Consider the following 14,148-nt stretch of genomic DNA (forward strand, 5'->3'; position numbering starts at 1 on the left):
CCGATGAGGGAAGAGGACATCCTCGCCCGCATCGGCGAGTTCGTGGGCGAGGAGCAGGATCTGCGCGAACGCCTCCGGCGCGGCGACCTGAGCCGCGCGGAGGAGCAGCGCCGGCTGCGGGACCTGGAGGTCGCGCTCGACCAGTGCTGGGACCTGCTCCGCCGCCGCCGCGCCCGGATCGACGCGGGCGAGAACCCGGACGACGCCGGCGTGCGACCGCCGGACGAGGTCGAAGGCTACCTGCAGTGACGCGGCGCCCGCTGCGGTTCGGGCTGTCGCTCGTCCCGGACTGCGCCGACCCGCTGATCCGCACCGCGCAGGACGCCGACCGGTTCGGCCTCGACCTGCTCGGGATCCGCGACGAGCCGTACCGGCGCGGCACCGCCGACGCGCTCACCGTGCTGGCGTCCGCGCTGGCCGTCACCTCGCGGATCCGGGTGCTGCCCGCCGTGGCGTGCCTGCCGCTGCGCCCGCCCGCCGTCCTCGCCAAGGCGATCGCGACCATGGACCGGTTCAGCGGCGGACGCGCCGAACTCGGTCTCGGCGCGGGTGCGTCCGCGGCCGGCGCCGAGGCGTTCGGCGGCCCGTTCCGGTACGGCGCGTCCGCCGCGGGCGCGCTGGAGGAGGCCGTCCAGGTCGTCCGCCTGCAGTGGAGCGGCCAGGGCGGCCTCGCCTTCGGCGGCGCGCACTACCGGTTCGCGGCGCCCCAGGCCGGCCCGGCGCCCCGGCGGCACATCCCCGTCTGGCTCGGCACGGACGGGCCCCGCGGCCTCGACCTGACCGGCCGCGTCGCCGACGGCTGGCTCGCCCGCTCCGGGCGCGTCCCGCCGAAGCGCCTCGCGGACGCGCGGCGCCGCATCGACGACGCCGCCGCCCGGGCCGGGCGCGACCCGGCCGACGTCCGGCGCGGGTACGTCCTCGAGGGCTCGATCGCCCGCGAGTCGCGGGGGTTCCTGCACGGCCCGCCCCGCCAGTGGGTCCACGAGCTCACCGAACTGGCCGTGGGCCACGGCGTCGACACGTTCCTGTTCGCGGGCGCCCCGGAGCATCTCGCGCTGTTCGCGCTCGAGATCGTCCCGTCCGTCCGGGAGCAGGCCGCGCGGGAGCGCTCGGCCGCACCGGCCGCCGGCTGACCGCCCCGGGCTACATGCGCTCCGGGGTCGGGACGCCGAGGAGGTGCAGGCCGGTCTCGAGCGTGCGGAGCGTCGCGGCGCACAGGGCGAGACGGGACGCCTTCGTCGCCTCGTCCGGCGCCTTCAGCACCGGGCAGTTCTCGTAGAACGTCGTGTAGGCGTCGGCGACCGAGTACACGTACGTCGCGAGCTTGTGCGGCTCGGCGGTGGCGCCCGCCTGCTCCAGCGCGGCGCCGAAGCCGAGCAGCGTCAGCGCGAGCGCCCGCTCGGCGGGGTGCCCGAGGACGACCGGGCCGCGCGCGTCCTCCGGCGCGACGCCGCCCTTGCGGAAGATCGACCGGATCCGGGCGGCGGCGTACTGCAGGTACGGGCCGGTCTTCCCGTTGAACGAGATCATCCGGTCGAAGTCGAAGACGTACTCGCTGTCGCGCGCGACCGACAGGTCGGCGTACTTGACCGCGCCCATGCCGACGGCCTCGACGATCCGCGCGCGGGTCGCGTCGTCGAACTCCTCGACGTGCTCGATCTGGTCGAACGCGGCCCCGGCCCGCTCGACGGCCTCGTCGAGCAGCTCGGCGAGCTTGACGGTGCCGCCCGCCCGGGTCTTCAGGATCTTGCCGTCGGTGCCGAGGACGTTGCCGATCTGCGCGTGCTCGGCCGCGACGTCGTCGCCGAGCCAGCCGGCCATCCGCGCGACGGCGAACATCATCTGGAAGTGCAGCGCCTGCGGGGTGCCCACCACGTAGATCATCCGGTCGACGTGCTCGGTGTCGACCCGGTACCGGACGGTCGCGAGGTCGGTCGTCGAGTAGTTGTAGCCGCCGTCGCTCTTGCGGATGATCACCGGGAGGGGCTCGCCCTCGCGGCCGGTGAACCCGGGCGGGAACGCGCACAGCGCGCCGTCGCTGACGACCGCGATGCCCTTCTCCTCGAGTTCGGCGACGGTCGGGGCGAGCAGGTCGTTGTAGAAGCTCTCGCCCTTGATGTCGTCGTCGGTGAGGGTGACGCCGAGCCTGGTGTAGACGGCGTTGAAGTACCGCTTGGACACGTCCACGAGGAGCTGCCACAGCCGCAGGGTCTCCGGGTCGCCCGCCTGGAGCGCGACCACCCGGTTGCGGGACCGGTCGGCGAACGCCGGGTCGCCGTCGAACTTCCGCCGCGCCGCCTGGTAGAACGCCGTGAGGTCCCGGACGGACGCGTCGTCCCGCGCGGCGGCGTCCTCGCCGAGGTCGAGCAGGTGCTCGATCAGCATCCCGAACGGGGTGCCCCAGTCGCCGACGTGGTTGTCGCGGACGACGTCGTGGCCGAGGAACTCGAGGATCCGGGCGATGGCGTCGCCGACGATCGTGGTCCGCAGGTGGCCGACGTGCATCTCCTTCGCCACGTTCGGCGAGGAGTACTCGACGACGACCTTCTGCGGCCGCTCGGCTTCGGGGACGGCGAGCCGCGGGTCCTCCAGGGCGCGCTGGGCCTCGGCGGCGATCCAGTCGTCGGCGAGCGTCAGGTTGACGAACCCGGGCCCGCTGACCTCGACCTTCGACACGACGCCGGCGACGTCGAGGTTCGCCACGATCTCGTTCGCCACGTCTCGCGGCTTGCGGCCCAGCTTCTTGGCCAGCGGCAGCGCCACGTTGGCCTGAAGGTCGGCGAACTGCGACGGCCGGATGACCGGGTCGTCGTCCGCGTGGGACGGTCCGAAGGCGGCGGCGAGCGCGGCCTGGACACGGGCGGCGAGTACGAGTTGCGGATCGGGCATGCACCAAGGTTATCGGCGCGGTGCCGTGGCCTCGTCATGGTTTTCACGGCACGGTTCCCGCCACCGCCCGGCGGCGGCCTCCCGCGGTCCGGCCTACGGCCTTCCGCCGGGCGGTTCGATCGGGTCCGGCGCGGTGTCCTCGGCGGGGCGGGGCTCCGGCGGGATGTCGGCCGGGTCCGGCGGCGCCCCGTCCGGCCGCTCGGCGTTCCGGTCGTCCCCGGTGCCGTGCGACCACCGGCCGAACCGGTGGGTGCGGGTGAGCGACACCTGCTCGCGGATCCGCTCCACGATGCGGCCCGCGGCGAGCCGGTGCGCCAGCTCGCACGCCGACGTGATCGCGCGGGCCCGGGACGCGCCGTGCGCGATCACGACCGTCCCGTTCAGGCCGAGCAGGACGCCGCCGCCGTAGGTGTCGGGGTCGAGCCGGTCGCGCAGGCCCTGCATCCGGCGGCGCTGCAGCAGCGCGCCCATCCGGGCGGCGGCGCTGGCCGTCATCGCGCCGCGGATCTCCGCGAACGCCGTCCGGATCGTGCCCTCCATCGTCTTCAGCGCGATGTTGCCGGTGAACCCGTCGGTGACGATGACGTCGACGCCGCCGCGCAGCAGGTCGTGGCCCTCCACGTTCCCGGCGAACTCGATCCCGTGGTTGCCGCTCGCGAGCAGCTCGTGCGCGCGTTTGGCGAGCTTGTTGCCCTTCCCCGGCTCCTCCCCGATGGTGAGGAGCCCGACCCGGGGGCGGTCGGTGCCGAGCAGCACCTGCGCGTACGCGGTGCCGAGCGCCGCGAACTGCACGAGGCCCTCGGGTTTCACGTCGGCGGTCGCGCCGGCGTCCAGCAGGATCGTCGGAGTCGGCCGGGTGGGCAGCGTCACCGCGATCGCGGGCCGCATCACGCCCTGCTGCCCCTTCAGCCGCAGCCGGGACGTCGCCACCACCCCCGCGGTGCCGCCCGCCGACACCAGCGCGGACGCCCGTCCCTGCTTGATCAGGTGGCAGGCGATGGCGATGGACGAGCGGGGCTTGCGCCAGCTCGCGAGCGCGCCCTCGCCCATGTCGAGGGCCTCGTCGGCGTGCACGATGGGGATCTCGCCGATGATCCCGTACCGGTCCAGCTCGCGGCGGATCCGCGGTGCCTGGCCCACCAGGACGAGCCGGACGCCGTGCTCGCGCACCGCGTCGACCGCGCCCGCGATGATCTCCGCGGGGGCGTGGTCGCCGCCCATCGTGTCGACGGCGATCGGCAGCGGGCGGACCGTCCGGACCGTCCCCGCGCGGCGGGCCGGCGCCGGGCGCGACGGTTCCCCCCTGCCGGACGTGCTGCCGGGCATGGTCGCTCCAGACGGGTGAGAGAGCACCGGCGCGGAATGCGGTGCTCTGCGATGATGCAGCTCAATGATGCAGTTCATCGCATGGTAGGCCGTCGATTCACCCATCTCGCCGACCGGCGCCCGGAGTGGCCATCTTCACTCGGGGCCGGCGGCCCGCCGCGGACCCTTTCCGGTCAGCCCGATTCGCCCTCCCGGCAGCCGTCGCCGATGCACGCGGCGTTCTCCACGAGCGGCCGTCCGTCCACGAGGATCGTGTAGAAGGAGTCCTGTGTCTCCATCTGCCCGCTGCCGAGGACCTCGACCGGCTTCTTGTCGGCGGTGGTCCCCGTGCAGGACACGCGCAGCCGCTGCTCCGTCCAGCCCGGCACGCCGTCGCAGGTGAGCGGCCCCGCCAAGGTCACGCCGCGCCGCTCCAGTTCGGCGGCCGCCATGGCCGGCATCGCGTCGCGCATCTGCGCCTGCGTCTTGTAGGGCAGCTCCTTGCCTCCGGTCAGCAGCACGATCGCGGCGGCCGCGACCCCGCCGACCACCAGGAGGGCCGCCATGCCCGCCCCGAGGAGCGCGGCCTTCTTCCGAGTCATCTCCACGGAGCCGATATCGCCCTGCGTGCGGTGCCGTATGCGGTGAGTGGTCGGTTTTTCCTCGCCGTATGCGGATCCTTGGCCGCCGCTAACCGCAGTCGGGGCCGAGGCAGTCCGTGCGGAAGACCTCACGCTCGCCGACGGTCACGACGTACAGCTCGCGCGGATCCGGTGTGTCGGCGTCCCGCGCCACTCCCCGCACGGTGACGGGTTCGCCCGTCCGCGTCCGCGCCGTGCAGTGGACCCGGACGAGCGCGTCCGCGCCCGTCTCCGGCAGCTCGCAGTCGGGGCGGCGCTCCAGCTCGACGCCGCGCGCCCGCAGTTCACCGGCCGTCCCGTCGCTGACGGCGTTCCGGTACGCGCCCTCGGAGATCCGCTGCATCGCGTCGCACCCGGAGAGCGCGGCGACCAGCAGCACCGCCGCGGCGGCGCGCCCGGCGCGCCGGGGTCCCGCCCGCGTCACGCGGGCTCCCCGGCCGCGGCCCGGGGGGCGAGCGCCGCCCCGACCGCTTCGGCGACGGCGTCCGGACGGTCCAGGTGGATCATGTGGCGCGCCTCCGGGAGCTTCACCTGCCTGCCGCGCGGCGACATCGCGGCCAGAACCGCGTGCCCCTCCGACCACGAGCGCTTGCACGCCTCGCGCCGGACGTCGCCCAGGGCCGTCAGCACCAGCAGCGGGACGGGCGGGAACGGCCGGCGCGCGCGCAGCGCGACGAGATCGGCGGCCATCTCCCGGTAGGCGAGGTTCTCCGCGAGGACGGTGCCGAGGACCGTCCCGCGCCCGTACACCGACCGGACGGCCGCGGCCGGGGCCGGGTCGCCCGCGCGGCTGGTGTGCCGCAGCACCGCGCGCCGTCCCCGCGGGCCCGCGGCCCCGGCCGCGCCGGACAGCTCCAGCAGCGCCCCGGCGGCCGCGAAGGCGGGCGTCAGGACGGGCGAGAGCCGCACGCACGCGCGCGCGCCGTGCTCGTGGCTCGGGTCGACGAGCACCAGCGCCCGGACCAGGTCGGGACGGACGCGCGCCAGCGCCTCCGCGTGGAACGCCGCCATCGAGTGCGCGACGATCGTGACCGGGCGTCCGGCGCCCCGCTCCGCGAGCGCCGCGACGAGGGCGACGTCCCGGCGCAGCGACGGCGGGGCCGCCGCGGCGGGGCTCGCGCCGAGGCCGGGGCGGTCGAACACGGTCACCCGGTACGCGTCGCGGAGCAGCGCGACCACGGGGTCCCAGTCGAACCACGCGCCGCCGAGGCCCGAGTCGAGCAGCACCGGCGGCCCGTCCGCCGGGCCGGAGCGGACGACGTGCACCTGCTCCCGCCCCGCGTTCACGATCTCGCTCATGCCGAACCCTCCCGGGGGACGTTCCGCGCCGGGCCGTCCGGCACCGTGCCGGCGTTCGCCGGGGCGCGTGCGGCGCGCGCGCGGTCGGCGTGGAGGGCCCACGCGATCGTCAGCAGGCCGAGGCAGAGGATCCCGATCTGGAAGCGTTGCACGAGGCCGAGCCACTGCCCGTGGTACATCGCCGCGAGCGTGACGAGGGCGAACACCGACTCCGTCAGCGCGAGCAGCCAGCCCCAGCGGGCCAGCGGCGGCCACCACCCGTACCGGCGGGCGGCCAGCGACAGCAGCAGCAGCGCGGCGACCCCGCAGACGATCACGGCGCTGCTGGTGACCGAGTGGAACGCGTGCGAGAACGAGACGTGCGACGACCGTTCGCGCAGCGCGCACGACGTCTGGAGGCTCGGCGCGCAGTCGAGCGGGAAGACGGCGTCCCCGATGGCGCAGAGGCCGAACAGGCCGAGGAACGACCAGCCGGCCGTCGCCAGCGGCCGCCGCCGCAGCCGCCGCAGCGCCCCCGCGACGATCGCGAGCGTCAGCAGTCCGGTGAGCAGGTCGCCGCCGCCGTACACGTACCGGAACGGCTGGTCGGCCGCCGACAGCTCGCTGACGTACCCGTCGACGGGGTCGAGCCGGGAGCCGAGCGCGTGCTCCAGCAGGAACGACGCGTAGCAGACCGCCGCCGTGCAGGCCAGGACGGCCATGTACCGGGGTGCCGCTCCGGGCCCGCCCGCGGCGTCGCGCGCCGGGCGCCCGCGCCCGCCGCGCCGCCGGCGCGCGGGCCGCCGTCCGGCGCCGCCGTCCCGCCGTTGCGCACCGCTCGCGGGGACGGCCGCGCCGACCGTTCGCCCGACGTCCGCCGAGTCCACCGCACACCCCCTAGCACCGCACGGGTCAGGCCAGTATTTCCGAACATCGGGGGTGGTGTGACCTGCGCCGCGTTTCGCGGGCGCCGCGGCGGCCGTCCCGCACCGTGCACGCTGACGTCCCGTAGTCGTTTACAAGGGGCCTCCGGTCCACGATCATTACCGGGTGATTTGTCGGGATCCTGACTGACCAGGCTTGCCCCGTACCGTGTATGGGGTATCAATTCGGCAGGAACCACCCCAGGACTGTTCAATAGGGGGGACTTGCCGGCCCTGTGCTCACAGTCCGTGACGGCGCGCCCCACCGGTGCGCCGTGCCCGCCGACAGCAAGGAGTACCAACGCGTGACACTGGTGAACGACGCGGCCCCCGCCATGCGATCCACCGGTCGCAAGTTCCGCGCCTTCACGGCGAAGCACCTCGACGAGCTGACCGCTCGCGCCGGGCTCTCGCCGGCGCAGCGGCTCGCGACCCGGGCGGTCGCGACCGTCCTGCCGTTCCGGACGAACGCGTACGTCGTCGAGGAGCTGATCGACTGGACGGCGGCGCCCGACGACCCGATCTACCGGCTCGTCTTCCCGCAGGAGGACATGCTGCCGGCCGAGGACGTCGCGCACCTGTCGGACCTGCTCGCCCGGGAGGCGCCCAAGGCGGAGGTGGAGGCCGCCGCGCACGCGGTGCGGATGAAACTGAACCCGCACCCGGCCGGTCAGATGGAGCTCAACATCCCGAGCTTCGGTGACGGCAAGGTCCCCGGGATGCAGCACAAGTACGACGAGACCGTCCTGTACTTCCCCAAGCAGGGGCAGACGTGTCACGCGTACTGCACGTACTGCTTCCGGTGGGCCCAGTTCGTCGGCGAGGCCGACCTCAAGATGGCGGGCGACGAACCCGCGCAGCTCCGCGACTACCTGATCGCGCACCCCGAGGTCACGAGCGTCCTGTTCACCGGCGGCGACGCCATGATCATGGGCGAGCCGGTCCTGCGCCGCTACCTGGAGCCGCTGCTCGACCTGGAGCAGCTCGAGTCGATCCGCATCGGCACCAAGTCGCTCGCGTACTGGCCGCAGAAGTTCGTCACCGACCCGGACGCCGACGCCATGCTCCGCCTGTTCGAGCAGGTCGTGGAGTCGGGCAAGAACCTCGCGTTCATGGCGCACTTCTCGCACCCGCGCGAGCTCGAGCCGCTCATGGTCGCCGAGGCGTGCCGCCGCATCCGCGACACCGGCGCCGTCATCCGCACCCAGGCCCCGCTGATCCGCACGATCAACGACGACGCGCGGACCTGGGAGGCGATGTGGCGCACGCAGACGCGCATGGGCCTCATCCCGTACTACATGTTCGTGGAGCGTGACACGGGCCCGCAGGACTACTTCGCGGTGCCCCTGGCCGACGCCTACGACATCTTCCGGGACGCCTACAGCAACGTGTCGGGGCTCGCCCGCACGGTCCGGGGCCCGTCCATGTCCGCGACGCCGGGCAAGGTCTGCGTGGACGGCGTCCTGGAGCTGTTCGGGGAGAAGGTGTTCGCGCTGCACTTCATCCAGGCGCGGAACTCCGAGCTGGTCGGCAAGCCGTTCTTCGCCAAGTACGACCCGAAGGCGGTCTGGCTGGACGACCTCAAGCCGGCGTTCGCGGACCGCTTCCCCTTCCAGGGGTGATCCGGGCGTGGCGTGTTCGTCCCGCAGCCGCGCGGACGAACACGCCACGGTGCGTCGTCGAGTTCGGCGCCGTCACGTCCGGCGCCGTCACGTCCGGCGCGCGCGCGGAGCGGTGCGTCCCGGCGTGTAGCCGTACTCCTTCGTGAAAGCGGTGATGAACGCCGACGGGCTCGCGTACCCGACGAGCGGCGCGACCTGCGTCACCGGGGTGAAGCACAGCAGCACCCGCGCGGCGCGCACCCGCAGCTTCGTGCGCCACTGCGTGTACGGCATCCCGAACTCGCGGACGAAGTCGCGCTGCAGCGTCTTCACGCTCACGCGCAGCCGCGCGGCCCACTCGTCCAGGTGCGTCGGGTCGGCGGGGTCGCGGGCCAGCGCCCGCGCCACGGTCAGCGCGGCGCCCGTCCCGGACGGCCCCCGCCCCGGCGGGGCGCCGAGCCCGGCGGTGATGCGGCGGCGCGCGGCGAGCGCGGCCGTCTCGTCGCAGTCCCGGCGGGCGATCAGCTCGATCAGCCGCGCCGCCTCCCCGTCGATCGGCACCGGCCCGGCGCGCAGCCCGGCCAGCGTCGGGGGCACCTCCCGCAGGCACATGCGGTAGACCGTCTGCCGGTCGCCCGCCCGCACCTCGTGGCTGACCGCCCGCCGCACCCAGTACGCCTCGCGGGGCGCGGTGATGAACCCCTGGGACGTCGCGAGCGGGCCGTCCGGCGACCAGTACAGCTGGTGCAGGAAGTCCTGCCGGCTCTCCCCGAATCCGATCCCGCCGGAGGAGCGGTACTTCAGCACGAGCACCCCGGCGGGTTCGCCGAGCCCGTACCCGTACTCCTCGCGCTCCTCCGGATCCCGACTCCAGACTGGCACGACCCCGTCCTCTCGCAGTCATGGCGAGGCACCAGCATCTCGCGCCGCGAGGCCGGCGTCAGCGGATCTTTCCGCAGGATGGATGTCGGGTCGAGAAGACGCCCACCGCGGGTCAGGGGCGCTGTCGCCGGAACACCCGCCGAAACACCCGCCGAAACGCCCGCAGAAACGGGCCCCGGACGGCCGTCCGGGCGGCCCGGGGGGCGCGGCGCCCCGGGCCGGCGCGGGCGGCGCGTCAGCTTCCGTACTCGGGGACGATCACGGCGCGGGCCAGCGTGTGCGCGGTGATGTTGAAGCCCACGACCGCCGGGGAGGTGTCGGAGCCGAGGCCGAGGGACTCGACGTCCAGGGCGTGCACGGTGAAGACGTAGCGGTGCGGGTCGCCGGGCGGCGGGGCGGCGCCGCCGAACGCCTTCACGCCGTAGTCGTTGCGGGCGTGCACGCCGACCTTGGCGTCCTCCGTCCCGGCGCCGGTCTGCAGCTCGACGACCGCGGCCGGGACGTCGAACAGCGACCAGTGCCAGAACCCGCTGCCGGTGGGCGCGTCCGGGTCGAAGCACGTCACCGCGAAGCTCTTCGTCTCCGCGGGGAAGCCCGACCAGCGCAGGTGCGGGGACTTGTTCCCGCCGGAGAACCCCCAGTCGTCGAACACGTGCGCGTCCGCGAGCCGCTCGCCGTCGGCGACGTCGTCGCTGGTGACGGTGAACGACGGGACCTGCGGCAGGAACTCGTGCGGAAGCGGCGGCTTGGCGGCCATCGCGACCTCCTCGTGAGACGGATCTTCGTGTCGGTCCATCTCTACCAGCCGGGGGCCGCTCCGGTCCGCCGTCCCGCCGCTCGCCCGCCGCCCGCTACTTGCCGGTGGCTTCGGTGTAGGCGCGGATGACCTCGTCCGGCGGGCCGTCCATGTGCATCTTGCCGTCGTCGATCCACAGGACCCGGTCGCAGGTCTCGCGCACCACGTCGAGCTGGTGCGCGACCAGGAACACCGCGCCGGCCTCCTTGCGGAGCTCCTCGATGCGGCGCTTGCTCTTGGCCCGGAACTTGCCGTCGCCGGTCGCGAGGGCCTCGTCGATCAGCAGCACGTCGTGCGTCTTGGCCGCGGCGATCGCGAACCGGAGGCGGGCGCCCATGCCGGACGAGTACGTCCGCATCGGGTACTGGATGAACCCCTCCTTGAGACCGGCGAAGTTCACGATCTCCTGGTACTTCGCCTTGGTCTCCGCCGGGGACATCCCCATCGCGAGGCAGCCGAGGACGATGTTGCGCTCGCCGGTGAGGTCCTTCATCAGCGCGGCGTTGACGCCGAGCAGGGACGGCTGCCCGTCGGTGTAGACGCCGCCGCGGTGCGGCGGCAGCAGGCCCGCGATGGCCTTCAGCAGCGTCGACTTGCCGGAGCCGTTGGTGCCGATGATCCCGACGGCCTCGCCCCGGTAGGCGATGAACGACAACCCCTTGATCGCGTGGACCTCGGTCATCGTCGGCCGGTTGCGGCGGCGGATCACCCGGGAGAAGGCGCTCGCGGCGTTGCCCTTGCCGCCCGCGCCGAACACCCGGTAGACGATGTGCAGGTCGTCCACGACGACGATCGGCTCCCGGGCGGGGTCGATCGCGACCTGTCCGCGGACCTTGGTGTCAGCCACGGCCGTAACGCTCCTCGGCACGGTAGAAGAAGTAGAACCCGCCGATCAGCATGGCCACGCCCCAGCCGACGGCGTACAGCCACAGCTGGCTCATGGACGTCATGCCCAGGCTCGTCTCCACGTAGTTCCGGTACTCGCCGAGCAGGGAGTGCCTGGCGAGTTCGAGGAACACGTACGCGGGGTTCGCCTCCAGCACCTCGGTCAGCCAGGGGTGGTCCTTCAGCAGGCTGCTGCTGTTCATGAGCTGCGGCAGGCTGAAGATGACGCCGGAGGCGTACAGCCAGGTGCGCATGACGAACGGGAGCAGCTGCGTGATGTCGCGGTTGAACGCCCCGAGCCGCGCCATCACCATGCTGATGCCCACGTTGAACATCAGCTGGAGCATCAGGATCGGGATGAACAGCAGCATGTAGAGGGTGAACGGCTCGCCGAACGCCAGGATGATCGCGAACAGGACGATCAGCGACAGCAGCAGCTGCTGCAGTTCGACGACCGCGATCGCGAGCGGCAGCGTCGCCCTGGGGAAGTGCAGCGCCCGGATCAGCGACAGGTTGTCGCCGACCGACTTGGACCCGGCGGTGACCGACCGCTGGGTGAAGCCGAACAGGAAGACGCCGGTCACCAGGAACGGGATGAAGTCGGGGATGCCGCGGCTGAGTTTCAGCAGCAGGCCGAAGATCAGGTAGTAGACGGCCGCGTTCAGCAGCGGCGTCAGCACCTGCCACACCTGGCCGAGGCGCGAGTCGCTGTACATCGAGATGTTCTTCGCCGAGGCGAAGGCCCAGATGAAGTTGCGCCTGGCCCACACGTCTCGGATGTACTTGCGCAGCGGCGGGCGTGCCGCGCTCTGCCTCAGCCCATGCCGTGCGGCGTAGTCGGACAGCTTCTCGTTCACGTGAGGAGGCTCCGCGATCGTGCCGACCGACTCGCCACCCGGGGAACCGAGCCGTTCCGGGTGACTCATGCCGGGAAGCTTATTGCAGTCGATGTTGTCCGAGTGACGTTCGCCCGCATGTGACCCCCGATTTGAGATCTTCCCGGAATCATGTCGGCGCCTCTGGGGATACCCGGAGCATGCGCGTCAACCACTCGAGGGCTCCCTCCGGCCCGTCCGGAGCCGCGCACACCGCGTCCCGGCCCGTGTCCGCGGTCGAGCATAGACCCCGCCGTCACCGCTGGCCGTGGGTCCTGCGCCGGCTGGGGCGGGTGGACCGCTGGGCGTTCGACCGCGTCGCCGCCGCGCACCTGCCGGGCCTGGAGTACGTGCTGCCGCGGCTGTCCCGGTCCGCCGACCACGGTGTGCTCTGGTTCACGACCGCCGGCGTGCTCGGCCTCACCGGACGGCCGGGGCTGCGGCGCGCGGCGCTGCGCGGGGCCGTCGGGATCGCGGTGGCGAGCCCGGTGGTGAACGTCATCGGCAAGCACGCGTTCCGCCGGAAGCGGCCCGTCGTGGACCTGGTGCCGCCGATCCGGATCCGCTGGAAGCTGCCGACGTCGCACGCGTTCCCGTCCGGGCACTCCGCGTCGGCCGCCGCGTTCGCGACCGGGGTGGCGCTGGAGGCGCCCGCGGCCGTGGCCGCGCCCGTCGCGGCGGCGGCCGCCGCCGTCGCGTTCGCCCGCGTCTACACCGGCGCCCACTACCCGGGCGACGTGCTCGCGGGCCTCGGGATCGGCGCGCTCGCGGCGGTCGGGACGCGCCTGGTGTGGCCGCCGCGGCCCCCGGCGGCCCGCGTCGGCCCGGGCGGCGTCGAGGACGTGCGCGTCGACGCCGACGGGCGCGGGGTCGTCGCGGTCGTCAACGCGGCGTCGGGCGCCGGGCCGCCGGGGATCCTGCCGGGCCCGGCCGACGCGGCGGCGGACCTGCTGGAGCGCGAGCTGCCCGCGGCGGAGATCGTCCGGCTCGGTGCGGACGACGACGTCGACAAGGCGTTCGGGGAGGCCGCGGCGCGCGCCGAGGTCCTCGCGGTCGTGGGCGGGGACGGGACGGTCAACGCGGCGGCGCGGGCGGCGCTCGCGCGGGACGTCCCCCTGCTCGTCGTGCCGGGCGGCACGTTCGACCACTTCGCCCGCGCGTACGGGATCGAGAGCCCCGCCGACGCCGTCGCCGCCTACCGGAAGGGACGGGTGGGGCGGGTGGACGTCGGGTCCGTGCGGGGCCCGGAGGAGGAGCAGCTGTTCCTCAACACCGCGAGCTTCGGCGCCTACACCGAGATCGTGGACCGCCGGGAGCGGCTCGAACGGCGGCTCGGCAAGTGGCCGGCGCTCGCCGTCGCCGCCGTCCGGACGCTGCGGCACTCCCAGCCGGTCGAGCTGGACGTCGACGGGCACCGGCGGCGGGTCTGGCTCGCGTTCGTGGGGAACTGCGTCTACGGCTCGCCGGGCGCGGCCCCGTCGTGGCGGCGGCGGCTCGACGACGGCCTGCTGGACGTCCGGATGGTGGCGACGGGCCGCCGGGTGCCGCGCGCCCGCGCCGTCGCGGCCGTCCTGGCCGGGCACCTGCCGCTGATGCCCGGGTACCGGGCGTGGCGGGCCGGGGGGCTGGAGCTGTGGTCGCCCGCGGGCGGGCTGCGGCTGGCCCGGGACGGCGAGGTGTCGACGATGGCGGGGACCGTGCGGTTCGGCAAGCACGCGCGGGCGCTCGCGGTCTTCTGCCCCGGCTGACCGTGCGGGCGAAAGGCCCGAATGGGCGGGGAAGCCCGGGTAGGGGACGGGAACACCGCGACAAGGAGGTACACGCGATGACGATGGGCGTCGACCCGCGGGAGCTCCCCGACGACGATCTGTTCCGCGAGCTCGGGCACCTGTACCAGACCCGGTTCGAGACGCTGCGCCACGCGTCCGACCAGGCGTTCGAGGAGCACACCCGGCGGACGAACGAGCTTGAGGGCGAGTACCTGCGCCGCCGTCCGGCCCGGGAGGTCGACCCCAACCGCCTCCGCGAGGGCGCCCGCGCGCGCTGACCCCCGCCCCGGCGCGCAAGTCGATT

The 14,148-nt window shown here is 73.9% G+C and carries 15 protein-coding genes; 5 read left to right on the forward strand and 10 right to left on the reverse strand.

Annotated features, from left to right (window positions below; all coding sequences use genetic code 11):
• Positions 1-3: 3 nt before the first annotated feature.
• Both H505_RS0117305 and H505_RS0117310 read left to right on the forward strand, forming a co-directional pair.
• Complete coding sequence (locus tag H505_RS0117305; RefSeq protein ID WP_026403007.1) at positions 4-249, forward strand: DUF2630 family protein; 246 nt, start codon at positions 4-6, stop codon at positions 247-249.
• A complete protein-coding gene (locus H505_RS0117310; RefSeq protein ID WP_026403008.1) occupies positions 246-1,133 on the forward strand; it encodes an LLM class flavin-dependent oxidoreductase in 888 nt (295 codons plus the stop codon). The genes H505_RS0117305 and H505_RS0117310 overlap by 4 nt, the downstream gene beginning before the upstream one ends.
• Before the next feature lie 10 nt (positions 1,134-1,143).
• Here the strand turns inward: H505_RS0117310 and argS are convergent, their stop codons facing one another.
• The 6 genes from argS to H505_RS42470 all read right to left on the reverse strand — a co-directional run bounded on the left by argS (position 1,144) and on the right by H505_RS42470 (position 7,000).
• Positions 1,144-2,889: an arginine--tRNA ligase gene (gene argS / locus H505_RS0117315; RefSeq protein ID WP_026403009.1), complete on the reverse strand. Its 1,746-nt coding sequence runs from the start codon at positions 2,887-2,889 to the stop codon at positions 1,144-1,146.
• Between the two features lie 93 nt (positions 2,890-2,982).
• Positions 2,983-4,215, reverse strand: a complete 1,233-nt coding sequence (gene plsX, locus H505_RS42460; protein ID WP_084550386.1) for a phosphate acyltransferase PlsX — start codon at positions 4,213-4,215, stop codon at positions 2,983-2,985.
• Between the two features lie 173 nt (positions 4,216-4,388).
• Positions 4,389-4,796 (reverse strand): hypothetical protein, encoded by a 408-nt coding sequence (locus H505_RS0117325; RefSeq protein ID WP_084550427.1) that lies wholly within the window; start codon positions 4,794-4,796, stop codon positions 4,389-4,391.
• Positions 4,797-4,884: 88 nt separating this feature from the next.
• Entirely contained in the window at positions 4,885-5,259 is a 375-nt protein-coding gene (locus tag H505_RS0117330; protein ID WP_051300804.1) for a hypothetical protein, read from the reverse strand.
• Complete coding sequence (locus H505_RS42465; protein ID WP_051300805.1) at positions 5,256-6,134, reverse strand: alpha/beta fold hydrolase; 879 nt, start codon at positions 6,132-6,134, stop codon at positions 5,256-5,258. Before H505_RS42465 ends, H505_RS0117330 begins: the two co-directional genes overlap by 4 nt.
• Positions 6,131-7,000 (reverse strand): DUF998 domain-containing protein, encoded by an 870-nt coding sequence (locus tag H505_RS42470; RefSeq protein WP_245592549.1) that lies wholly within the window; start codon positions 6,998-7,000, stop codon positions 6,131-6,133. Before H505_RS42470 ends, H505_RS42465 begins: the two co-directional genes overlap by 4 nt.
• 371 nt (positions 7,001-7,371) lie before the next feature.
• Between H505_RS42470 and H505_RS0117345 the strand changes: the two genes are divergently transcribed.
• Positions 7,372-8,658: a KamA family radical SAM protein gene (locus H505_RS0117345; RefSeq protein ID WP_034518417.1), complete on the forward strand. Its 1,287-nt coding sequence runs from the start codon at positions 7,372-7,374 to the stop codon at positions 8,656-8,658.
• An 87-nt stretch (positions 8,659-8,745) separates the two neighbouring features.
• On the opposite strand, the gene H505_RS0117350 is transcribed toward H505_RS0117345, so the two are convergent.
• The 4 genes from H505_RS0117350 to H505_RS0117365 form a co-directional block, all read right to left on the reverse strand.
• Positions 8,746-9,519 carry a helix-turn-helix transcriptional regulator gene (locus H505_RS0117350; RefSeq protein WP_026403013.1) on the reverse strand — a complete coding sequence of 258 codons (774 nt, stop codon included), beginning with the start codon at positions 9,517-9,519 and terminating at the stop codon, positions 8,746-8,748.
• Between the two features lie 235 nt (positions 9,520-9,754).
• Entirely contained in the window at positions 9,755-10,276 is a 522-nt protein-coding gene (locus H505_RS0117355) for a YbhB/YbcL family Raf kinase inhibitor-like protein (protein WP_026403014.1), read from the reverse strand.
• Between the two features lie 94 nt (positions 10,277-10,370).
• Entirely contained in the window at positions 10,371-11,162 is a 792-nt protein-coding gene (locus H505_RS0117360) for an ABC transporter ATP-binding protein (RefSeq protein WP_026403015.1), read from the reverse strand.
• On the reverse strand, positions 11,155-12,126 hold the full coding sequence (locus H505_RS0117365) for an ABC transporter permease (protein ID WP_026403016.1): 972 nt from the start codon (positions 12,124-12,126) through the stop codon (positions 11,155-11,157). Before H505_RS0117365 ends, H505_RS0117360 begins: the two co-directional genes overlap by 8 nt.
• 242 nt (positions 12,127-12,368) lie before the next feature.
• Between H505_RS0117365 and H505_RS42475 the strand changes: the two genes are divergently transcribed.
• Positions 12,369-13,823: a bifunctional phosphatase PAP2/diacylglycerol kinase family protein gene (locus H505_RS42475; RefSeq protein WP_245592550.1), complete on the forward strand. Its 1,455-nt coding sequence runs from the start codon at positions 12,369-12,371 to the stop codon at positions 13,821-13,823.
• Between the two features lie 77 nt (positions 13,824-13,900).
• On the forward strand, positions 13,901-14,122 hold the full coding sequence (locus H505_RS0117375) for a DUF6158 family protein (protein ID WP_026403017.1): 222 nt from the start codon (positions 13,901-13,903) through the stop codon (positions 14,120-14,122).
• Positions 14,123-14,148: the final 26 nt, after the last annotated feature.

Source organism: Actinomadura rifamycini DSM 43936 (assembly GCF_000425065.1).
Lineage (GTDB): Bacteria > Actinomycetota > Actinomycetes > Streptosporangiales > Streptosporangiaceae > Spirillospora > Spirillospora rifamycini.

Bases quoted from the DNA above. Each gene is read 5' to 3' on its own strand.
- H505_RS0117375 (WP_026403017.1), top strand. From the start codon at position 13,901: ATGACGATGGGCGTCGACCCGCGGGAGCTCCCCGACGACGATCTGTTC.
- plsX (WP_084550386.1), bottom strand. From the start codon at position 4,215: ATGCCCGGCAGCACGTCCGGCAGGGGGGAACCGTCGCGCCCGGCGCCG.
- H505_RS42465 (WP_051300805.1), bottom strand. From the start codon at position 6,134: ATGAGCGAGATCGTGAACGCGGGGCGGGAGCAGGTGCACGTCGTCCGC.
- H505_RS0117345 (WP_034518417.1), top strand. From the start codon at position 7,372: ATGCGATCCACCGGTCGCAAGTTCCGCGCCTTCACGGCGAAGCACCTC.
- argS (WP_026403009.1), bottom strand. From the start codon at position 2,889: ATGCCCGATCCGCAACTCGTACTCGCCGCCCGTGTCCAGGCCGCGCTC.
- H505_RS0117305 (WP_026403007.1), top strand. From the start codon at position 4: ATGAGGGAAGAGGACATCCTCGCCCGCATCGGCGAGTTCGTGGGCGAG.
- H505_RS0117355 (WP_026403014.1), bottom strand. From the start codon at position 10,276: ATGGCCGCCAAGCCGCCGCTTCCGCACGAGTTCCTGCCGCAGGTCCCG.
- H505_RS0117325 (WP_084550427.1), bottom strand. From the start codon at position 4,796: ATGACTCGGAAGAAGGCCGCGCTCCTCGGGGCGGGCATGGCGGCCCTC.
- H505_RS0117365 (WP_026403016.1), bottom strand. From the start codon at position 12,126: ATGAGTCACCCGGAACGGCTCGGTTCCCCGGGTGGCGAGTCGGTCGGC.